18 protein-coding genes and 2 pseudogenes are annotated in these 19,847 nt (G+C 61.6%); 8 read left to right on the forward strand and 12 right to left on the reverse strand.

Features of this window, described 5'->3' with window-relative positions; genetic code table 11:
* Window positions 1-216 precede the first annotated feature (216 nt).
* The 4 genes from DK254_RS01140 to DK254_RS01155 all read right to left on the reverse strand — a co-directional run bounded on the left by DK254_RS01140 (window position 217) and on the right by DK254_RS01155 (window position 4,123).
* Window positions 217-792 carry an aromatic-ring-hydroxylating dioxygenase subunit beta gene (locus tag DK254_RS01140; RefSeq protein ID WP_058490396.1) on the reverse strand — a complete coding sequence of 192 codons (576 nt, stop codon included), beginning with the start codon at window positions 790-792 and terminating at the stop codon, window positions 217-219.
* Between the two features lie 45 nt (window positions 793-837).
* Window positions 838-2,238: an aromatic ring-hydroxylating dioxygenase subunit alpha gene (locus DK254_RS01145; protein WP_058490397.1), complete on the reverse strand. Its 1,401-nt coding sequence runs from the start codon at window positions 2,236-2,238 to the stop codon at window positions 838-840.
* Window positions 2,239-2,376: 138 nt separating this feature from the next.
* Complete coding sequence (locus tag DK254_RS01150) at window positions 2,377-3,378, reverse strand: fumarylacetoacetate hydrolase family protein (protein WP_058490401.1); 1,002 nt, start codon at window positions 3,376-3,378, stop codon at window positions 2,377-2,379.
* Between the two features lie 43 nt (window positions 3,379-3,421).
* Window positions 3,422-4,123 (reverse strand): SDR family NAD(P)-dependent oxidoreductase, encoded by a 702-nt coding sequence (locus DK254_RS01155; RefSeq protein ID WP_058490403.1) that lies wholly within the window; start codon window positions 4,121-4,123, stop codon window positions 3,422-3,424.
* A 137-nt stretch (window positions 4,124-4,260) separates the two neighbouring features.
* Between DK254_RS01155 and DK254_RS01160 the strand changes: the two genes are divergently transcribed.
* Both DK254_RS01160 and DK254_RS01165 read left to right on the forward strand, forming a co-directional pair.
* A complete protein-coding gene (locus DK254_RS01160) occupies window positions 4,261-4,659 on the forward strand; it encodes a Zn-ribbon domain-containing OB-fold protein (RefSeq protein WP_058490405.1) in 399 nt (132 codons plus the stop codon).
* Window positions 4,656-5,849 carry a thiolase family protein gene (locus DK254_RS01165; protein ID WP_370686639.1) on the forward strand — a complete coding sequence of 398 codons (1,194 nt, stop codon included), beginning with the start codon at window positions 4,656-4,658 and terminating at the stop codon, window positions 5,847-5,849. The genes DK254_RS01160 and DK254_RS01165 overlap by 4 nt, the downstream gene beginning before the upstream one ends.
* Before the next feature lie 20 nt (window positions 5,850-5,869).
* Here DK254_RS01165 and DK254_RS01170 read toward each other — a convergent pair whose 3' ends face one another.
* From DK254_RS01170 to DK254_RS35125, 8 genes and pseudogenes are all read right to left on the reverse strand, one after another.
* Window positions 5,870-6,661: an IclR family transcriptional regulator gene (locus tag DK254_RS01170; protein WP_058490410.1), complete on the reverse strand. Its 792-nt coding sequence runs from the start codon at window positions 6,659-6,661 to the stop codon at window positions 5,870-5,872.
* Between the two features lie 79 nt (window positions 6,662-6,740).
* Window positions 6,741-8,363: an MFS transporter gene (locus tag DK254_RS01175; protein WP_058490412.1), complete on the reverse strand. Its 1,623-nt coding sequence runs from the start codon at window positions 8,361-8,363 to the stop codon at window positions 6,741-6,743.
* Entirely contained in the window at window positions 8,360-9,244 is an 885-nt protein-coding gene (locus DK254_RS01180; protein WP_058490414.1) for a fumarylacetoacetate hydrolase family protein, read from the reverse strand. Before DK254_RS01180 ends, DK254_RS01175 begins: the two co-directional genes overlap by 4 nt.
* A gap of 2 nt (window positions 9,245-9,246) precedes the next feature.
* Window positions 9,247-10,191, reverse strand: a complete 945-nt coding sequence (locus DK254_RS01185) for a VOC family protein (RefSeq protein WP_058490415.1) — start codon at window positions 10,189-10,191, stop codon at window positions 9,247-9,249.
* Window positions 10,192-10,239: 48 nt separating this feature from the next.
* Window positions 10,240-11,001 (reverse strand): SDR family NAD(P)-dependent oxidoreductase, encoded by a 762-nt coding sequence (locus tag DK254_RS01190; RefSeq protein WP_058490417.1) that lies wholly within the window; start codon window positions 10,999-11,001, stop codon window positions 10,240-10,242.
* A gap of 44 nt (window positions 11,002-11,045) precedes the next feature.
* Window positions 11,046-11,276 (reverse strand): ferredoxin, encoded by a 231-nt coding sequence (locus DK254_RS01195; protein ID WP_058490419.1) that lies wholly within the window; start codon window positions 11,274-11,276, stop codon window positions 11,046-11,048.
* A gap of 203 nt (window positions 11,277-11,479) precedes the next feature.
* Window positions 11,480-11,995, reverse strand: a pseudogene (locus DK254_RS35120) (methyl-accepting chemotaxis protein); the annotation flags it as partial.
* Between the two features lie 426 nt (window positions 11,996-12,421).
* Window positions 12,422-13,252: pseudogene (locus tag DK254_RS35125) on the reverse strand (hypothetical protein); the annotation flags it as partial.
* Between the two features lie 68 nt (window positions 13,253-13,320).
* Here DK254_RS35125 and DK254_RS01205 point away from each other — a divergent pair.
* The 6 genes from DK254_RS01205 (at window position 13,321) to DK254_RS01230 (ending at window position 19,826) form a co-directional block, all read left to right on the forward strand.
* On the forward strand, window positions 13,321-14,589 hold the full coding sequence (locus DK254_RS01205) for an MFS transporter (protein ID WP_058490422.1): 1,269 nt from the start codon (window positions 13,321-13,323) through the stop codon (window positions 14,587-14,589).
* A gap of 22 nt (window positions 14,590-14,611) precedes the next feature.
* The gene (locus tag DK254_RS01210) at window positions 14,612-14,932 is read left to right on the forward strand and encodes a 2Fe-2S iron-sulfur cluster-binding protein (protein ID WP_058490423.1); all 321 of its coding nucleotides are present in this window, start codon (window positions 14,612-14,614) and stop codon (window positions 14,930-14,932) included.
* A 13-nt stretch (window positions 14,933-14,945) separates the two neighbouring features.
* On the forward strand, window positions 14,946-16,181 hold the full coding sequence (locus tag DK254_RS01215) for an NAD(P)/FAD-dependent oxidoreductase (RefSeq protein ID WP_058490424.1): 1,236 nt from the start codon (window positions 14,946-14,948) through the stop codon (window positions 16,179-16,181).
* A 111-nt stretch (window positions 16,182-16,292) separates the two neighbouring features.
* Complete coding sequence (locus tag DK254_RS01220; protein WP_058490425.1) at window positions 16,293-17,468, forward strand: MFS transporter; 1,176 nt, start codon at window positions 16,293-16,295, stop codon at window positions 17,466-17,468.
* A 312-nt stretch (window positions 17,469-17,780) separates the two neighbouring features.
* Window positions 17,781-19,178, forward strand: a complete 1,398-nt coding sequence (locus tag DK254_RS01225; RefSeq protein ID WP_058490427.1) for an aromatic ring-hydroxylating dioxygenase subunit alpha — start codon at window positions 17,781-17,783, stop codon at window positions 19,176-19,178.
* Between the two features lie 72 nt (window positions 19,179-19,250).
* Window positions 19,251-19,826 carry a 3-phenylpropionate/cinnamic acid dioxygenase subunit beta gene (locus DK254_RS01230; RefSeq protein ID WP_058490429.1) on the forward strand — a complete coding sequence of 192 codons (576 nt, stop codon included), beginning with the start codon at window positions 19,251-19,253 and terminating at the stop codon, window positions 19,824-19,826.
* Window positions 19,827-19,847 lie beyond the last annotated feature (21 nt).

Raw genomic sequence — 19,847 nt, forward strand, 5'->3', positions numbered from 1 at the left:
CCTTAGGGGAAGGGGGTGAGCCAAACCGGATGAAACAAAACTCCGACACAACATGACGCTGGCTTCGGCAGATAACGTGCGCTCCGAAAACGTCAGCACGCCCACCAAGAGAGGGCCAACATGAAAAAAACCTGTACCGGTATAACTCGCCCCGGCACCGAGGCCCACAACGGAATTAGGCCTCCCTTCAAAGAAGGGAGCGCCATGGTAGGGTCGTCAGAGGAACACGGCGAGGTTCGGCGTGCCCAACACGGCCTGATCAAGAATGACCTCGCGGCACGCCAGCTTGAAGCCCTCATCAGTCAAACGCAACACATCCCGGCGCTCACCACTTATGATGTCGACATGGTGGTCCTTGAAGCGATTGCGGGTCAACAGCAAGTAACTGGTCACCACGAACTCGTTGGACTTTTCGGTCTCCTCGACGAAGACGTTGGTCACCAGGCGCCGGGTGCGCGAGGGCGGATCCTCCGCCCACGCGCTCTTGCCGGACAGCCGCAGAATTCGCCCCATGATCGAACGGTAGTCGTCATGGTAATGCTGCACGGTACGCACGATGGTGGTGGACAATTCCGACTGCAGGCGGGTGTGGCGAAGCGGTACGGTATAGACGAGGTCTGGAGCCAAGCGTGCACCCCATTCCTGCAGACGGATCTGATCCAACAGGGTCGCCTCCTCATAGAGGAAGGTCACCACCTGGTTGTAGATATCCGAACCTACCGGGACGCGCTTGATACCGACGGGCGACCCCGGCTGGATCTGATCGACGCCGCGCTCTTGTACTTGGGCCATGTGTAACTCCTGAAATGTGTGGTTTTGCCTGGAACGACGCGACGATCAGCTCTCCGCCGTCATCAGTTCATGCCAGTACAACCACCAATGCCACTGGGTGTCGTCCTTGGTGAAGCCCTCGTTGACGATGCCCGGCCCTGGCCAGCCCGCAGGCGCGCCGGTCTCATAGCAGGCTTGGTACTTGAGGGTCATCTGGCGGCCCATCGCCCCCTTGGCAGCCAGGGTCATGTGCGGCCAGGTATCGGAGTCATCCTGCTCGACCATCCCGGAGGTACCGAATAGCTGGATAGTCTGCCTGAGCATCTTCTCGCGCAGTTCTGCTGGTGCGTCCTTCTCGGCGAAGATCCAGTTGACGAACTCGAGCTTGTCGGGCCCCTGAGGCACGTATGCGTGCATGGTCATGGAGCCAACCACCGATCCATCCGGCTGCGGGATATAGACGAACCCGAACAGTATGTTCGGGAACATCCCACCAACCTGCGGTGGCATGCTAGTCAGTACCTCAAGCTGCTCCTCACTGAGATTGCGCGCCAACTGCTCAACCATTTCACGCGTCATCCCGGCCGGCGGCAAGGCGTTCAGCTTCTCCTGCACCGACAGTTCCGCAGGGTCGAGACCGGTAAGGCGTTTGATTTTGCGGGCTAGGTCAATGCAGCGAAGAGCATGGCCGTGCGGCGAACTGACCTCCACACCGATCATCTCCGGACTGAGGTCGGCGCCTTCACCTTCACCGTCGCCTTTCTTCGCATAGTTACCGACCTCGCCCAGCCAGCGGTGCAGTGTCAAGGTATGGAAGCCATCGGCGGCGGACTGCTCACCAGCAGTCTTCCAGTTGGCATTGACAATGAAACGCTGCGGCGGACCGAGCACTTCCATGCCCTTGTCAGAACGGCAGAACAGCATGTCATAGTACCACTTGGCATCGCCGAGGAACTCATCGAAGGAGGGACCATCGACGTTCCAGGTGGCGAAGATCAACCCGCCATAGAGCGTGACCCGAGCCTTCTTCAGGCCAAGCGCCTCCTTGGGTAACATCTTGCCATGCATACATTCGCGCTCCACCGGCGAGCCGATGAAGTCACCGTTGGGACGGAACGCCCAGCCGTGGTAGATGCACTTGTGGATTTGCGTATTGCCGCAGTCGGCGGTGCTGATGCGCATGCCGCGGTGGGGGCAGACGTTGAGGTTTACATAAACCTCGCCATCCTTTCCACGGGCGACGATCACTGAGTCGGAGCCCATGTCGCGCACAACGAAGTCGCCGGAGTTGGGAATCTCGGACTCATGGCCGAGGAACACCCAGATCTTGCCGAAGATCTTCTCCATCTCCAGCTCGTAGATCTCGCGGTCCGACAGCACGCGCATCTGTACTTCGCGGGTATCGGGGAAGATAAGGTCGGAAACCTTGGTTCCGTCGGACAATACAGGGCTTGTTCTTGTTAGCATGATTGCCTCCTGATCAGGGCACTACGGCGAATGAAAGCCTCGGCAGAATATAAGACACTTTTAACCAAAATGTACACATAAAGCGCAAAGCAACGCTCTGGGATATCACGTGCCAACAGAGCTGCGGCTTGAGACATATCAGCCCCCCCCTTGCTCCGCGCGCCCCACCCGGGTGCGCAGCACACCAATACCCTCCACCGCCAGTTCGACCAAATCGCCAGACTTCAGATAGCGCAACTGCTCCAGGCCACAGCCGTTGCCGACCGTGCCGGAGCCGAGGAACTCCCCGGGATAGAGCGTTTCCGAACGCGACACATGGGCGATGACGTCCTCGAAGGACCAGCGCATCTCACGAGTGTTGCCACGCCCCCACTCCTCGCCGTTCACCTTCGCGACCATCTCCAGATCGTAGGGGTCGCCCAACTCATCAGCCGTCACCAGGCATGGCCCCATGATGTTCGCCGTGTCGAAGTCCTTGCTCTTGGCAGGGCCGAGCATGCCGGGCATCTCCGCAGCCTGGGCGTCGCGGGCGCTCATGTCGTTGAAGATGGTGTAACCGACGATGTGCGAGCGGGCCGCATCGCGACTGATGTCCTTACCACGCTTGCCGATGTAGCAACCGAACTCCAGCTCGAAGTCCAGCGCCTTGCTGAAGCTCGGCCACTGGAATTCGTCGTCAATACCGATGACCGCGAAGCGGTTGCATTTGTAGTAGATGGGTTGGCGGTTGAAGGTTTCGATGACGCGCTCGTCGGCACGCGTATTCATCGCCTTGAGCGTAGCCTCCGGGTCTGGCGTTCGCAGTGCACGGGCCCGGCGTGCTGCGGCAAAGCTCTGCCGCAGGTGTAGCTCGAAACAGGAGCAATCGCGCATCTGCGGCGGTGGCTGAATCGGTGCGTGCAGCTTCACCGCCGCCCGGGCACGCACGGCTCTTGCAGGAACCTGCTCCACCATCGAACGGGCAAGAGCCAAGCCCTCCTCCCCGGCCTCGACCAGCGCCAGCACGCTGACCAACTCGGGACGCTCGCTTCCGTATCGGGCCTGGCAGGCGGCCTGTAGGTCCAGGACGATCTGGTCGTTCTCCAGCAAGGCCCCGGCACGCGCAAACCCGTTGCCGTCGGTAAAGGTTACCAATCTCATGACTTTTGTACTCCAGTCGAAGAGCAGCAGAAGGCCACGGGCGTCATACCCGACCAGCCACGGGCAGGCAGGCTCCCGTAATGGGTGTGGCATCGTCCGAGAGCAGGAATGCAATTACTCTGGCCAAAGCCTCCGGCGTTACCCAGCGACTGGCATCGGAGTCCGGCATGTCTGCGCGATTCGCTGGAGTGTCGATGATGCTTGGCAGTACCGCATTGACGGTGACCCCACGATCTTTGAGCTCTTCAGCCAGTGTTTCAGTGAGGCGTGCCACCCCGGATTTGGAGGCGGCATACGCGCCCATGCCCAGGCCCGCCTTCAGGGACGCCAGAGCGCCAATGTTCACGATGCGTCCGGACTCGGCAGCAAGCAAATAGGGCAGCGCAGCCTGGCTGCTCACCAGAGCCGTACGAAGGTTGATCTGATACAGGCGATCCCACGTATCCAGAGCGCCATCCTCGAAGGATTCCCAGGCGAACCCACCAGCGACGTTGATTAGGCCGTCGAGGTGTCCGAAGCGCTCCACCACCCGGGCCACGGCAAGCCGCGCCGACTCGGTAGAGGTCAGGTCGACGCCGCCCAAGGGCAGAACCCCAGAAACATCGCCCAGACTAGCTGGAATTTCGGCGCGATCGAGCAGAGCAACCTGCGCACCGCGCTCCAGCAGCAGGCGACCAACGGCCCCGCCGAGAGCACCGAACCCGCCGGTGACGATGATTGTCTTGTCTTGCAAAGGCCGGGACATGGCAAAAGGATCCTCTTGTTGTTAGATAGCGAGCTATGTGGTTAGCGTATAACCCGGCATAAATATATGACACTTCTAGAAAATATGTGCAATTATTAGAGCACATACATCCAAGCCAGTGCTCGCAGGTTCCGCGAATGACCAGAAAACTGCCCGCCCTCAACGCCGACAACCGCGCCTTCTGGCAGGGTGGCGAGCACGACCAGCTGTTGATCCACCATTGTCAGGGCTGCGCACACTATTTCCACCCGCCCGGGCCAATCTGCCCCCGCTGCGCGAGCCGGGAGGTCGCACCTCGCGCGGTGTCAGGAAGAGGCAAGGTGCTGAGCTACACCCTCAACTACCAGCCTTGGGTCGCCGACCTGGAAGTACCCTACGTCGTCGCCATTATCGAGCTGGTCGAGCAGCAGGGCCTGCGTTTCGTCAGCAATGTAATTGGGATGGACCCGCTCCAAGTGCGGATCGACATGCTGGTACGGGTCAGCTTCCTCCACATCGAGGATGTCTGGCTCCCTCTGTTTGAGAAGGATCAATGATGCCCCCTCATCGCTACGAAAAAGAGGTCGCCATCACCGGCATCGGCCAGTCCGAGGTGGCCCGGCCGTCTAGCAAGTCAGCTATGCACCTGACCCTCGATGCCTGCCTGGAAGCAATTGCCGATGCAGGCCTTGAGCGCCATGACATCGATGGCGTCGCCTGCTGGCCGGGCGACAACAACAATGGCGATCCCTTCTCGCCAGTCGGCCCCAGCGCCCTGAAAAGCGCCCTAGGGTTGAACGTCAACTGGTTTGGCGCCGGCTACGAGGGGCCTGGCCCTCTGGCCGGGGTGATCAACGGGGCAATGGCCATCGCCGCCGGTCTTTGCCGCCACGTCCTGGTATTCCGAACCATCACCGAGGCCACGGCGCGCCTGCACAACAGGCAGGCAGGAGCGCTGACCAACAAGACCCAAGGGCGCGATAGTAGCTACGCTTGGCAATGGCTGACGCCCTTCAATGTCATGTCCGGCATCAACCTGATGGCACTTTATGCGCAGCGCCATTTCCACGAATACGGCACCCGCCCCGAACAACTCGCGCAGATCGCATTGACCTGCCGACGCAATGCTGCACGTAATCCCAAGGCCATCTACCGCACGCCGATGACGATGGACGATTACCTGCACTCGCGGATGATTTCCACCCCCCTGCGCATGTACGACTGTGATGTGCACTGCGATGCATCCACCGCCATCGTCCTATCGCGCCGCGATGCTGCGCGGGACACGCGCAATGCTCCTATTCGTATAGAGGCCATCGGGGCCGCGCTGAACCAACCGTGGTCCTGGGATCAGATCTCGCTGACTGAGATGGCAGCCTTCGACGTTGCCCGGATGATGTGGGCGCGCACCGACTACACGCCAGCTGATGTCGGCTCGGCTCAACTCTACGACGGCTTTTCGATCCTCACCATGATCTGGCTGGAAGCCCTGGGTCTGTGCCCGGTGGGACAAAGCGGCGCCTTTGTTGAAGGCGGTGCGAGGATCGCCCTGGACGGCGGGCTGCCACTCAATACCAACGGTGGCCAACTGTCCGGTGGACGCACCCACGGCCTGGGCTATGTCCACGAAGCCTGTCTGCAGTTATGGGGACGCGCGGAAGGACGCCAGACTGCACCACATTCCCTCTCTGTGGTGGCCGCCGGCGGCGGCCCATTGGGCGGCAGCCTGCTGCTGGCCTGCGACTGACGCGGTCACCAGCCAAGAGATCAGAACAGAATACCCGCCAGTGAGGTACAGAACTCGATGAGCTCGGCGGCCAGTTCACCAACCCCCTCGTCGTCTCGCTGGCCGCGGAACATCACGGCGGAGACAGTGAAATCGATTGCGCCCTCAGGGGAATACACCGGCGCAGCGACCGCCTGGATGCCAACCGAGAAATACCCATCGTCCACCGCCCAACCCCGTTCCGCGGCTAGGTGAACTTCCTCGCGATAGGTCTCGATTGGCAAGTGGCGCGCCCAGCGTATCCGATGGTAGATATCCTCGAATGCCGGCGTGTCCAGGTCCAGCTGGGTCGAGAACAGCCGACCGCTGGCCCCCATCAGCATCGGAAAGCGCTGCCCCTCGGCCATGTCAATGCGCACATCGGCAGGACTGGCCGCCGAGCTAACGATGACGATGCGATCCTCCCCCATGCGCCGCCAAAGGGTGATAGTTACCTGCATGCGCGCGGCGAACTCCTGCAGCAGCGGCTTAACCAATTGCACACGCTGCCCTTGGGTAACCAGTTGCCCAACTAGGCGGGCCAATCCCAGGCCGGCCGAATAGCGCTTGGACATCGGGTTGAAATCGATCACATCCTCCATGGCCAAGGTACGCAGGATGTTGAAGCAGGTGCTGGGGTTGATCGACAGGCGCCGAGCGATGTCCACCGAACGCTCCGGCGCCCCGCTCTGGCTCAAATGACGGAGTATGCGAATCGCGTTGGCGACCGGTTTCACCGTGACGCTGGAGCCCTTGCGACTATTGCCAACCTCCGTGAGCTCTGGGCTTTCCATAGGCGTGCTCTCTATTATTTTCTATCGATCAATTCTATAACGAGAACACTATTGACTAGCAAATTTAATATAGAGATTTCTAGAAGCCCTCTACCGGTGCTTGATTGACATAGCGTCGGGTCGATCGGCCCTCGCGAAAAGGCGAAAGTGGTACTGCCTGCGCTTCGTCCCCCTGGGTCATGCGTCCGCACTGGCGCAGGTAATCCAGCCACGACTCGACGATGAAGCGCTCGACGTAGCGGTTGGACTCCTCCAGATCACGGTACAGGCACCAATTCCGCGCACCATTACGCCGTCGCGTCTGGCCGACGGCATAGACCACACGCAGAAACGCCTCACGCCCGGCAGCATCCACCCGGTAGCCGACTTCGATGCACACCGGCCCGTCGCCGTGGGCGACGCCCTCAGTGACCAGCATCGGCTTGTCCGTTTGCTGGGCATCGGCGAAGTCAGCTTCGCGGCCCATCTCGATCGCCCCACCACGAGTCAGGAACAAGCCCAGGAAGATGCTCGATGCCGATAGCAGCAGACTTTGCTGCAACCCCAGATATTGCGCGAGAGCCCCCCACAGGGCGCCACCAAGGGCCATTGAGCCCATCAGCACCAGGAGGTAAACCGAGGCGACACGGGCTCGCACCCAGTTCGCAGCATAAGTCTGTACCACGGTGGAAATGGTCGCGTTCACCGCCATCCAGCCCATGCCGGCCAGCAGGAGCGTGGCACAGATCACCACCTGGCTGCGCGACAGCGCCGCCGCCAGGGTCGCCACAGCAAAGGCGAGCGCCCCGGCGTCGATCAACCGCCGCAGGGCAAAACGGCGATAGATGCTGGTCAGGCCGAGCGCAGCGAGGACCGCCCCAGCCCCCATAAACGCCATCAGCAGCCCATAGCCACCGGCGTCCATGCGCAGCTCCTCCTTGGCTACCAGCGGCATCAGTGCCCATAACGCGCTGGCGCAACTGGTGAACACGAATACCCGCTTGAGCGCGCTAGACAGAACCGTCGAGTGGCGGATGTAGCGCAGGCCGCTGCGCATGCCGCCGACTAAGGTTTCAGGTGGCAAGCCGTCGGCATGGACGCGAGCCGGCAGACGGAAGATGAATACGAGCACTGCAGCCATGCATAGTGCGATGACCAGGAATACTGCGGCGCTGGTCCACCAGACGATCAGTGCGCCGGCCAGAGCCGGCCCCAGGGCCCGAGTGGCATTAACGGAAATACCATTGAGAGAGACCGCCGCCGGCACCTGCTCACGTGGAATGACTCCGACCACCGTCACCATCCAGGCCGCCATACCCAAGGCGCTACCGACCCCCAGCAGGAACGTGAACAGCAGCAGCGACCAGGCCTCCAGCAGTTCCCCCCAATCCAGCAGGCAGAGCGCTGCGGCCGCCACCAAGATGACCGCCTGGGTGAGAAGCAACAAACGGCGTGGATCCATGCGGTCAGCGAGCACCCCGCCCGGCAAAGCGAACAGGAAGACAGGCAGGGTAATGGCCGTCTGTACCAGGGAAACCATCAGGGGTGATGCTGATAGCTGGGTCATGATCCAGGCTGCCCCCACGGTCTGCATCCAGATCGCCAGGTTGACGACCGCACAGGCCAGCCAAAGGCCGACGAACAGGCCATGACGCAACGGCGCCCAAAACGAGGAGTGTTCCGCCACTGCCAAAGCAGAGTTGGCCTGCCTGTCCATACTCATTCGCCGTCAGGCCTGCCCAGCCGCCCGGCACTTCGCGCAGCAGACAGTATACGCCGGGGACCAACACGGTTGCGCAGCTCGCCGATCCCGTCGATGCGCGCCTCGACCAAATCACCCGGCGCAAGGAAGCGACCATCCTCCATGCCCACACCGTGAGTCGAGCCGGTGAACACCAGGTCGCCCGGCCGCAAGCTAATACGCGCATCAAGATAATCGAGCAATTCGTCCACCGGGAAGATCATCTGCCGAGTATTGTCCCGCTGACGCGGTTCACCGTTGACCTCTAGGCCCATCTCCAACTCAGGCTGTCCGGTGCCGCCCAATTCGTCGAGAGTGACGATCCAGGGACCGATCGGTGTAGTGCGATCCATGGCTTTCTGAGTTAGCAGGTCGAGGCGACCGATACGCCTCCCCGCGTCCCGCGCACTGACGTCATTGCCGACCGTGTAGCCGAGTAGACAAGCACTGGCCAGCGCTTCCTCGCCTAGCGGCCGGGCAACCACAGCGACCAACTCGACCTCATAGTCGAGCTGTCCGGTCAGGGCCGGATAGGCTATTTCGTCGTACGCGCCAACCAGCGCGGAATCCGGCTTCAAGTAGGCCAGCGGATGAGCCGGAGGCGAACTGCCAAGACGCTCAAGATGGCTGCGATAGTTCAAGCCCACGCCAAAAACACGCGCCCCCGGCTCCAAGGGCGGCAGCAAGCGGCACGCCGACAGCGCAAGGCAGTCATCATCGAGTCCCAGGTTGATCATCCCCCCCTGCCCGATCACCTGCGCCCAGGCAGCGAATGGCTCGCGAATGCGGCGAAGGCGCTGCAGATCCGAATCGAGCAATGCCCAGAATACCTCACCGGCTACCTCAACCCTCGCCAGGCGCATGCTCAGCGCTTCTTGCCGGCTAGGTACTCGGCGTCCAGCACTTCCTCGGGGGTACGCACGCTCGGTCCAAGGATCGGACCAACCATCTCATGGCCCCATAAACTCAGGGTCTCGGGGTTGAGCTCATAGGGATCGCCCTGCCACGGCTCAATCTCAGCTATGGTCTCGAAGGCAAAGCCGGACGGTGTGAAGTGGTAGAAGGACAGATGCGGATCCTGGCTGTGCTGGCCAAGGGTCATCATCATCGGCAGTTCGCGCTTGCGCACGATATCGTAGGTTTCACCCACATCACGCACATTGCGCACGAACAGGCCGACATGCTGCACCCCCATGCGCCCTGGACCGTGGCCGTAGGCGATGTCGTGGCTGGTATGGTTGTTCAGCTTGGCGCGGAAGAAGCCGGTTCGGCCCTTGCCGGCGCCGGCTCCGTACCAGTGGAAACCCATCACATCGAGCAGGAAATGCTCCAACTCCGGAGTGTATTCCGGAGTGATCACCACTACGTGCCCAGCACCACGTTCATCGGCCAGGAAGCCGGTATGCGGACGACCGGGAATGAAAGAGCGTGGCGTCCACTTCTGTCCGTAGAACAGTTCGTACTGGTAGCCCACCGGGTCGCGGAAACGTACTACTTCACGCACCCCACGTAGCTCGCAGAACGCCGTATCGCCTCTCACGAACTCCACTCCCGCAGCCTCGAGCTTCCTCAGACCAGCCTCGAAAGCCATACGTCCGACCGCCTCCCAACCGATATAGGCAAGGCGATCCACCTTGCCAGGGTGAAAGGCAAAGCGGTGCCGCCGGTCGTCGATCCTGAAATACAACGACGCCAGATCGCTGTCCGGCGACTTGCCAATGCCGAAACCCATGACCTGCGGGCCATATTCGCGCCAGGCGTCAAGGCTCGCGGTCTCGAACCCCATGTAGCCGATGCCGATGATATCCATGCCTTCACCTTCTTGTTCGAATGTCTTGGGAGGAACGGCTATGCCTAGCTAGATAGCCAGCAGACCGCCATCGATGACGAAATCAGATCCGGTCACGAAGGAGGCCTCGCCGGATGCCAGGAATAGGGCCAGGGCGACCACTTCCTCGGGTTCGCCAGGGCGGTCCATCAGGACACCATCGAGAAGCGCCGCTCGCGCCACCGGATTTTCCAGAAACTCCAAGGTCCCTGGGGTAGCGACGAAGCCAGGGCTGAGACTAACGGCGCGAATCCCCAGGGGAGCCCCTTCGACAGCCAGTTGCCGAGTAAAGGACACAACCGCCCCCTTCGCTGCGGCATGTGCGGAAATTCCCGCGACCTTGGAGCCACCCCAGGCTGCCGTGGAAGAAACATTGATAATGACTCCACGCCGCGCAGCCAGATGGCCCCAGGCGTACTTAGTGGTATAAAACAGCAGGTCGATCTCGTTGCGAATGGTGTAATGCCAATCCTCGACAGACAGTTCATTGACCTTGCCGAAGCGTGCCGCCGATGCGTTGTTGTACAGGATATCAATGCCACCATGCTCAACCACAGCCGCCTCGACCCAGGCCCTGGCCTGCTCATAGTCACCGAGGTCGACGGGCGCTCGACCATGCAGACGAAGTCCCTGGGCGCTCAGCAGAGCGGCGGTTTCCTCGTGTGCTGCACCATTGAGGTCGCAGCCCACGACGATAGCGCCCTCACGGGCGAAGCGCAGCGCCGCCGCCCTACCCTGGCCACCGCCAGTTCCGGTGATCAGCGCGACCTTACCTTCAAGACGCCCAGTCATTGCATTCTCCATTTCTTGTTCTGATTTTCTCAGATCGGATACCGCTATTGCCCCTCAGGCTTGATCTCTTCGAGCCAGATGGCTTCGGCCGGGCAAGCTTCGGCGCCCTCTCGTGCCTCGTCTTCCAGTTCGACGGGAACAGCCTTGTTATCGACGTAAACCAAACCATCGGCATCCAGCTTGTAGATGCTGGGACAGATCGCAGCACAAAGACCGTAGCCACAGCAGCGGCTGCGCTCGACCACAACCTCGAATCGGGCCTTGTCGGAACTCATCTTATTCTCCTTATCCAAGCAGGCGCAAAAATAATGAACACTTTTCTTAAATTTGTAAACAAAAGCCCAGTACGCTTCCAAAAACCAAAGTCATCTCGCCTCGAATAGCTGCGACCTATCCCCCCAGACCGCTCAAAACCGGCTAACTACCGCCGATCCGCCGGTAACAGAAAGGCAAACGCAATCGATGCTCCCGCACAGGATCAGACCAAGGTGCAGTCGGCCGCCTCCGACTCTCCCTGAAAGCGGAAGCGACCTACCGCCAGGGTCAACTCCTCGGAGAGCCCTCGCAACGAAATAACGGCACTGGAGACACTATGAGCAATCGCATCCCCCTCTCCAGCCATGCGCGCAATGCGCTCGACATTCAGAGCCACGTCCCGTCCACCGACATTCTGCACGCGGACCGCATCGGCAATCTGTTCCACGCCACGAGTGGAATCCCCCACCAATTCCGCCGCCTGCTGTAACGTGGACTCCAGGTCAGCCAGCAGCCTGCTGCTGTCCTCCAGCGCCACAGTGCCAGCACGCAAGGCTTCGTCCACCACCTCAGACTGCCCTTCCAACTTCGAGGTCAGCTCGTTGATCGAGTTGGCCGCTAGGGCGGAACGCTGCGCCAGACTGCGCACCTCGTCCGCCACCACGCTGAATCCACGCCCACTTTCGCCGGCGCGCGCGGCTTCGATAGCCGCATTGAGGGCCAGCAGGTTTGTTTGGGCCGACAGGTCCTTGACCTGAGTAATGCTCGCAGTGATGGCCGTGGTGCTTTCCACGAAGTCGCTTACCGATCCCCGTATTTCTGAGAACGCGTGACGCACGCTGTCGATATTCTCGAGCAAGCGTGACAGCGCCAGATGACCATTCTCCGCCCCGTGCAGGCTCGCCTCCGCCGAACTGCGCAAGCTTTCCGCATGACTGGAAATAGTCGCTATACCGTCGCTCATCTGCCCGATAATGAGCGATACCGAGGCCACAGCATCGACCTGCGCAGTGGAGCTCTCAGCCACCTGTGCGGAGGCCTCCACCAACTGTTCCGCTGAAGTGCCAACCGAAATTGCCACATTGGTGACCTGCCACATTGCCTGCTGGAAACTGTCAATCAGCTCGTTGAAAGCCTGCGCAGTATGGGCTATCTCGTCACGCCCCATTACCCGCACACGGAGGGTCAGGTCGCCATCGCGCAACCTAACGGAAGCTTGCTCAATTTCCCGAATGGCTCGAACAATCTGTCGACGCAGCAGCAGACTGACAAACAGAGCTAGAGCGCTAGCCGCAACGAGGACAACAATCAGCATCCTGGACAACTGCCGCTGCAGATCGCCAGCCTCGATGAAGGCATTGGAGGTCAACTCCGCCTGCAACCCCAGCAACCGGTTGAACTGCCCCTGCAAACCGTTGTATTCGGCACGCATTCGCCCCAGCAACGCCGCCGCCTGCAACTGATCGTCAACGGCCGTGCGTTTGAAGTCAGACAAGCCTTCACCGACCACCCCAGCCTGCTCTTCCACGGCTCGATAGAGGGTTTTCTCCTCGCCGCCCAGGCGGGTCTCCTGAGCCAGCTTGCCCATCCCTGTATGCATGTCATCGATACTGTCCTGCATATCCTCGAGATAGGACTCGAGCTCCTCCCTGGAGGCCGAGCCATTCGACTCGAGGATTCGCACTACCACAGCATAGGCGCCCACCATCGCCGCTTGCGAAGCCGAGGAGGTTTCGAGCACCTGGCGATACTGATGGAAACGCAGGTGGTCGATTTCCTCAATCACTGCCTGCTGCTTGAGCAGCCCCCTATAGGCCATCCCCGACACGATCAGTAGTGACAGCACGAACAACCCTGGCAGCACGAGAAGCTTGGCGCCGATCGAAAGCCCTCTCAGAAACATCATGGCACTCACCGTTCTTGTTGTTATGGAAGATAGCTGGACAGGCACGCTGCCCCGCCATACTATTTGCACAGTATTCACGTTTATGTACATAACATCAAATAAGACGCCTTGCCTGCTCGAGACCCCGGCCCTACAAAACCAATAAAGGACGCCAAACCATGCCTACCGCCCGAAACGAAGCGGCTATTGACTTCACCGAGTTCAAACGGGGATGGCGCATCCTGCTACTGTCCGTGGTTGGGGTTGCTGTCAGCATCAATGCTGCCCTGCTCTACGGGTTCGGTACCCTGGTAGTGCCGCTGGAAGCGGCATTCGGGTGGAACAAGAGCGAACTTCAGGCGGCGATCACTTTCCTCTTCGGTGGCGCAGTAATCTCGCTGCAGCTGGTTGGCTGGTTCAACTTGCGCTACGGCATGAAGCAGGTGACAGTCATCTCGCTGATCCTGCTGTCTCTGGGCTACCTAGGCACCACTCAGCTGAACGGGTCGATCTGGTCGCTATACCTAGCTTTCGCTGTCCTGCCTTTGATCGGCATGGGAGCGCTGGCGGTAACCTGGACCCAGTTACTCAGCCTCTGGTACGACCGCAATCGCGGGCTGGCCCTGGCTATCGGCCTGTCCGGTACCGGCTTGACCGCGGCGGTCGTCCCGCGCCTGATGTCCTGGAGCATCGAGCAATGGGACTGGCGCGCAGCCTTCGTTCTTCTCGCCCTGCTCAACTTGCTGCTGCTATTACCGCTGACCCTGCTTTGGTTCAAGCTTTCCGACAGAGCCGGCCAACGCGCGCAGGGCGACACCAGTACCCTGCTAGAACTGCCCGGCCTGAGCTTCCGTGAAGGCATGTACTCGACCAAGTTCTGGACCTGCAACCTGGCCCTGGCGCTTGTGATTTCCTCTATCGTCGGCATGGTCACCAGCACCGTCCCCATGTTGCAGACCAAAGGCCTGCCAGCCGCAGAGGCAAACCTGATCTTCAGTGGCTTCGGCATTGCCCTGATCTTTGGCCGCATGCTCATCGGCTACCTGCTCGACCGCCTCTGGCCACCAATGGTGGCCGCCATCAGCCTGGCGTTGCCGGCCATCGGCTGCCTGGTCTACCTCGGCGGCACCACAGAGTTCGCTCCGCTACTGCTGGCCGCCGTGCTGGTGGGTTTCGGCGCCGGTGCCGAGTTCGACATCGCCGCCTTCCTGGTCGCACGCTACTTCGGCCTGCGCGAGTACGGCCGCCTGTTCGGTGTACACCAGGGTCTGAATACCGTGGCATCAGCCCTCGCGCCACTGTTGTTCGCCTTCCTTCTCAGCCGCACCGGAGGCTATTCGGCAATGCTGGTCTATTCCCTTGCCTGCAGCTTGATCGGCCCCCTGTTGCTACTGACTCTGGGCAGCGCTCCCCGCTTCGTCTCGACGCCGATCGCGTCCCACCCCTGACCCGACACCCAAGGAGAAGACCATGCCCACACTGACCTTCATTGAGCACAACGGCACCGAGCACAAGGTGATCGGGGATATCGGCCAATCGGTAATGCAGGCCGCCACCTTCGCTTCGATACCCGGCATCCCGGCAGATTGCGGTGGTGCCTGTGCCTGCGCCACCTGCCATGCCTATGTCGACGAAGCCTGGCTGGCACGTTTGCCTGCGCCGGAGAGCACCGAAAACGACATGCTCGACTGCGCCTTCGAGCGCCGCGACAACAGCCGCCTGACCTGCCAGGTATTCATCAGCGAAGAACTCGACGGCCTAGTGCTGCACCTGCCTGCATCGCAATTCTGAAGAAGAGGTCCTTATGTCACTTGCCTCAGTAGTCATCGTCGGCGCCGGACAGGCCGGTTTTCAGATCGCGGCCTCGCTGCGCCAAGAAGGATATGACGGCACTATCACTCTGATCGGTGACGAGCCGGGCCTCCCGTACCAGCGGCCACCGCTGTCTAAGGCCTACCTGCTTGGCAAGATCAACGAGAACGCTCTTCTATTCCGTCCAGCCGAGTTTTTCACCACCCAGCGCATCGACCTTCGCCACGACCAAGCTACCGCCATCGACAGGCAGAACCGTCGGGTTCTGCTAGCCTCCGGCGAGGCGGTCTCCTACGATCATCTGGTCCTCGCCACCGGAGCCCATAACCGCCCACTGCCGGTCCCCGGTGCCGAACTGCAGGGCGTATTCGGCGTCAAGACCAAACAGGATGCCGACGCCCTAGCCCCGCTGGTGAAGGAAATCCGCAACGTTGTGGTAGTCGGTGCCGGCTTCATCGGCCTGGAGTTCGCCGCAGTGGCCGCCGAACAGGGTGCCAGCGTGCACGTCTTGGAGCTCGGCGACCGCCCGATGGCACGCGCCGTCTCAGCGGAGATGTCCCAGTTGTTCCGCCAAGCACATGAGGCCTGGGGGGTAAAGTTCGATTTCCGCCAGGGCCTGACCCGGATCGAAGGCAATGCCGGCCGAGTCAGTGGTGTGCAGACTTCGGATGGACGCCTGCTGCCGGCCGACCTGGTGGTCTTCGGTATTGGCGTGATCCCCAACACCCAACTGGCCAGCGAGGCTGGCCTAACCATCGAAAACGGCATCCGCGTTGACGCCAACCTGCTGACCTCCGATCCGCACATCTCCGCCATCGGTGACGTCGCCTGCTTCCCTTGCCTGCAGAACGGCGAACAACCGACCCGCCTGGAATCCGTACAGAACGCCGTCGACCAGGCGCGCAACGTGGCAACGCGACTGCTTGGCAAATCGGCACCCTACGCCGCACTGCCCTGGTTCTGGACCGATCAGGGCAACCTCAAGCTGCAGATCGCCGGGCTTTCCACCGGCTACGACAGCACAGTGACCCTCGGCTCGACGGAAACCCAGCAGCTCTCTGTGCTGTGTTTCCGCGACGACCAATTGATCGCGGTGGAATCCTGCAACCGACCGGGCGACCACATGGCCGCGCGCAAGATTCTCTCCCGCCCGCCGCAGCTGAGCGCCGCCGAGGCCGCCGCCGAAGGCTTCGAGCTCAAGGCCTGGGAAGCCGCCAACCGCGACTGAACGACCGCCGCCGCGCCCACCGCAGGGCGCGGCTTCGGCCAGCGCCACGGCCAATCCCGCTCCCTGCCGAACGAGCCTGCACCGACTGCCGTCCGCTCAAGGCGACACCTGATGAACGCCCGTAGCCAATCGCTTTCCACCGGCCTGTCGATCGTCTCGATCGTCTGCTTCAACTTCGCCTCCTACATCGCCAACGGACTCCCCCTTGCCGTGTTGCCCGGCCATGTCCTGAATACCCTCGGATTCAGCAGCGCCATGGTTGGCCTGGTGATCGGCATGCAGTACCTGACGACCCTGCTGTCGCGCCCACTGGCCGGCCTGCTTGCCGACACCCATGGCGCCAAACGCACGGTGATGACCGGACTAGCCGTGCTGACCGGCAGCGGCCTGCTGACGGCTCTGGCGATCATCCTGCCGCTGCCCCCGGGGGCCGGCCTGGCGCTGCTGCTCACCGGGCGCATCCTCCAGGGCATCTCTTCGGCTCTGATCTCGACACCCTGCTGCACCTGGGCCATTGGCCTGCATGGCACGACACGTACCGCACAGGTGATGTCCTGGAATGGCATCGCCGCCTATGGCGGAACCGCCCTCGGCGCGCCGCTCGGCGTTCTAGTACGGGACCAGCTGGGGCTTGCCGGCATCGGTATCGGCATCACCCTGCTCGGCTTGCTGCCCCTGCTGTTCGCCCGGAGCCGACCGCCGGCCCCGTTGCTGCCGGGCATACGCCTGCCATTCCACTGCGTGTTCCTCGCCGTGCTGCCCAACGGCCTGGCCATCGCCTGCAGCTCGGTGGGCTTCGGCAGCCTGACCGCCTTCGTCGCCCTGTACTTCGACAGCCGGGGCTGGAACAACGCGGCCTATTGCCTGAGCGCCTTCGGCATCGCCTTCATCTGCGCCCGGCTGGCATCGCCCAACGCGCTGCCACGCTTCGGCGGCTACCGGGTGGTCGCGCTCTGCCTGACGGTACAAACCCTTGGGCTGCTGCTCGTTTGGCTGGCACCTACGCCCCTGGTGGCGATCCTCGGCTCGGCGCTGACCGGCCTGGGGGTGTCCTGGGTCTATCCGGGGCTGGGGGTGGAAACCCTGGCGCGCACGCCGGAGAGCAACCGTAATTCGGCCCTGAGCACACTGTCGCTGTTCTTCGACCTGGCCGTAGGGCTGGCCGGCCCACTGATGGGCCTGGTGGCCGCGCATTTCGGTCTGCCATGGATTTTCTTCTGCTCAGCCCTGCTCTCGACCCTCGGCCTTACCCTGGTGCTGTACCTGCGCCAGCGCCCCGGCCAGTGAAGAGTGGGGCGCTGGCGGTCGAAGCATAACTGAACAATTTCAATAATATTGCCCATACAAATCGATACCTGCATTCTGCAACCAGCGCCCCGGCCGCCGGCAAACCCGCCACACCCTACTCCACAAGCCCCATTCCATAGATCTGAAAGGCTGCCCAACGGGAGCAGCAACGTGCCTGACCGGTGGTTTCCGGCCCTGAGCAGCCGTTGACTCAGATCAATTAAAAAGCCCTCCACGGGGCAGATAATCGGCTCGCAAATGAACAAAAAACTATTTTTTGTTCATATTAAACAACAAGAGCGAAGACCGACTATGACCAGCACTACCAACCCGGCGCTGAGCGACGGCACGAGGATTTCGGACCTGATCGACCTGGAAAAACATGAAGTGAAGATGCGGACGCTGTCCGACCCCGAGCTTTATACCCTTGAAATGAAGAAAATCTTCGCCAGGACCTGGGTCTTCCTTGGCCACGAAACCGAGATTCCGAACAAGGGCGACTTCGTCGTCCGCGACATGGGCTCTGACTCGGTGATCGTCGCCCGCTCCAGCGACGAGCAGATCCATGTCTCGCTGAACGTCTGCCCGCACCGAGGCATGAAGATCTCCACCGTCGATGGCGGCAACGCCGCCGCCCATGTGTGCATCTACCATGGCTGGACCTTCCGCCCCAACGGCGACTTCATCGCCGCGCCGGTGGAAAAGGAGTGCATGCACGGCAAGATGCGCACGAAGGCCGAACTCGGCCTGCACAAGGCCCGCGTGTCCGTCTATGGCGGCCTAATCTTCGCCACCTGGAACATCGACGGCCAGTCCTTCGAGGACTTCCTCGGCGATGCCAAATGGTATTTCGACACGCTCTGGTGCCGCACCACCGCCGGCATGGAAGTGCTCGGCCCACCACAGCGCTTCATCATCCGCGCCAACTGGAAGACCGCCTGCGAGCAATCCGCCTCGGACGGTTTCCACACCCTGACCCTGCACCGCTGGCTGGGCGAGGTCGGCCCCTATGCGAAGAAGCCGGATGCCGAAGGCAAGGGCGGCGACCTCAGCCCGGAAATGTACGGCGTCGAAGTCTGGACCGAACACGGCCATACCATGCGCTGCATCGAACTGGACCGCAAGATCCAGCGCCTCACCGGACGCGACCCGTCCACCATGAGCGCCGAGGAAAAACTCACCCTACTGCCACCACCGGGCATCACCCGGGAAATGGTCCCGGAGCTGCTCAAGCGCTTCAGCCCCGAGCAGTTGCACGTCATGAGCTGGCGCCCGCCGCAGGTGGGCAACTTCTTCCCCAATGGCCTGTTCGAGTTCATCTACCTGCCTCAGCCGGACGGCACCGTGCTCGGCGCCATGGCCCTGCACGCCTATATCCCCAAGGGGCCGGACAAGCTGGAATTCGTCAACTGGATCCTCGCCGAGAAGGACACCCCGCCGGAAATCAAGGCGCGCATGCTGCGCCAGTCGATCCAACTGCTCGGCACCTCCGGCATGGTCGAACAGGACGACTCCGACACCTGGCCACACATGACCCTGGCGGCCAAGGGAGCGATGAGCGAGGACATCACCCTCAAGTATCAGGCCTTGTACGAAGACGACACCAAGCCTGCCGACTGGCCCGGCCCCGGTTATGTCGGCGAGGGCTTCACCAAGGACGATACCCAGTGGCAGTGGTGGAAATACTGGCACGCGCTGATGACGGCCTGACCCCCAATCCTCGTACACCCTGCCCGGCTGCGCAGCGCAGCCGATGGCACGCACAGCCTCACGGAGATCGCCATGAACGACCTACAGACCCTGCTCGCCCCCACGCCCCTGCCGCCGACCGATCGCAGCAAGCGCATCTCCAGCGGCAGCCCGCTGCATAGCGAAATCGTCGACTTCCTCTACGACGAAGCGGAGTTGCTGGACACCCTGCAACTCAAACAGTGGAGCGAAACCCTGACCCTGGATATCGAGTACAACGCCCCGGCGCGCCTCACCCGTCCCAACCGCCAGCAACAGCAGACCGTGGTGCGCAACGTCCAGCACCTGCATGAGAGCCATGGCTCGCTGATGGTGCGCATCATGCGCATCACCGACACCCGCAGCGCCTGGGGCGAGGACCCGCCCTCGCGCACCCGGCGCCTGGTCAGCAACGTCCGCGTGTTCGGCACCGACAAGGCCGACGAATACAAGGTACTGAGCTACCTGCTGGTGACCCGCAGCCGCTTCGACTTCGACGACTTCGACCTGATCCCCTGCGAACGCCACGACATCCTGCGCCGCGAGAACGGCCAACTGAAACTGGCGCGGCGCGAAATCCTGCTGGACCAGGCGGTGATCGGCACCCCGAACCTCGGCATTTTCCTTTGATCGACCCGACAGAAGTATAGG

The sequence above is a fragment of the Pseudomonas sp. RW407 genome (genome assembly GCF_003176655.1).
GTDB lineage: Bacteria > Pseudomonadota > Gammaproteobacteria > Pseudomonadales > Pseudomonadaceae > Pseudomonas > Pseudomonas delhiensis.

Coding starts and splice junctions, on each gene's coding strand:
- DK254_RS01140 (WP_058490396.1), bottom strand. CDS start 792: ATGGCCCAAGTACAAGAGCGCGGCGTCGATCAGATCCAGCCGGGGTCG.
- DK254_RS01145 (WP_058490397.1), bottom strand. CDS start 2,238: ATGCTAACAAGAACAAGCCCTGTATTGTCCGACGGAACCAAGGTTTCC.
- DK254_RS01150 (WP_058490401.1), bottom strand. CDS start 3,378: ATGAGATTGGTAACCTTTACCGACGGCAACGGGTTTGCGCGTGCCGGG.
- DK254_RS01155 (WP_058490403.1), bottom strand. CDS start 4,123: ATGTCCCGGCCTTTGCAAGACAAGACAATCATCGTCACCGGCGGGTTC.
- DK254_RS01160 (WP_058490405.1), top strand. CDS start 4,261: ATGACCAGAAAACTGCCCGCCCTCAACGCCGACAACCGCGCCTTCTGG.
- DK254_RS01165 (WP_370686639.1), top strand. CDS start 4,656: ATGATGCCCCCTCATCGCTACGAAAAAGAGGTCGCCATCACCGGCATC.
- DK254_RS01170 (WP_058490410.1), bottom strand. CDS start 6,661: ATGGAAAGCCCAGAGCTCACGGAGGTTGGCAATAGTCGCAAGGGCTCC.
- DK254_RS01175 (WP_058490412.1), bottom strand. CDS start 8,363: ATGAGTATGGACAGGCAGGCCAACTCTGCTTTGGCAGTGGCGGAACAC.
- DK254_RS01180 (WP_058490414.1), bottom strand. CDS start 9,244: ATGCGCCTGGCGAGGGTTGAGGTAGCCGGTGAGGTATTCTGGGCATTG.
- DK254_RS01185 (WP_058490415.1), bottom strand. CDS start 10,191: ATGGATATCATCGGCATCGGCTACATGGGGTTCGAGACCGCGAGCCTT.
- DK254_RS01190 (WP_058490417.1), bottom strand. CDS start 11,001: ATGACTGGGCGTCTTGAAGGTAAGGTCGCGCTGATCACCGGAACTGGC.
- DK254_RS01195 (WP_058490419.1), bottom strand. CDS start 11,276: ATGAGTTCCGACAAGGCCCGATTCGAGGTTGTGGTCGAGCGCAGCCGC.
- DK254_RS01205 (WP_058490422.1), top strand. CDS start 13,321: ATGCCTACCGCCCGAAACGAAGCGGCTATTGACTTCACCGAGTTCAAA.
- DK254_RS01210 (WP_058490423.1), top strand. CDS start 14,612: ATGCCCACACTGACCTTCATTGAGCACAACGGCACCGAGCACAAGGTG.
- DK254_RS01215 (WP_058490424.1), top strand. CDS start 14,946: ATGTCACTTGCCTCAGTAGTCATCGTCGGCGCCGGACAGGCCGGTTTT.
- DK254_RS01220 (WP_058490425.1), top strand. CDS start 16,293: ATGAACGCCCGTAGCCAATCGCTTTCCACCGGCCTGTCGATCGTCTCG.
- DK254_RS01225 (WP_058490427.1), top strand. CDS start 17,781: ATGACCAGCACTACCAACCCGGCGCTGAGCGACGGCACGAGGATTTCG.
- DK254_RS01230 (WP_058490429.1), top strand. CDS start 19,251: ATGAACGACCTACAGACCCTGCTCGCCCCCACGCCCCTGCCGCCGACC.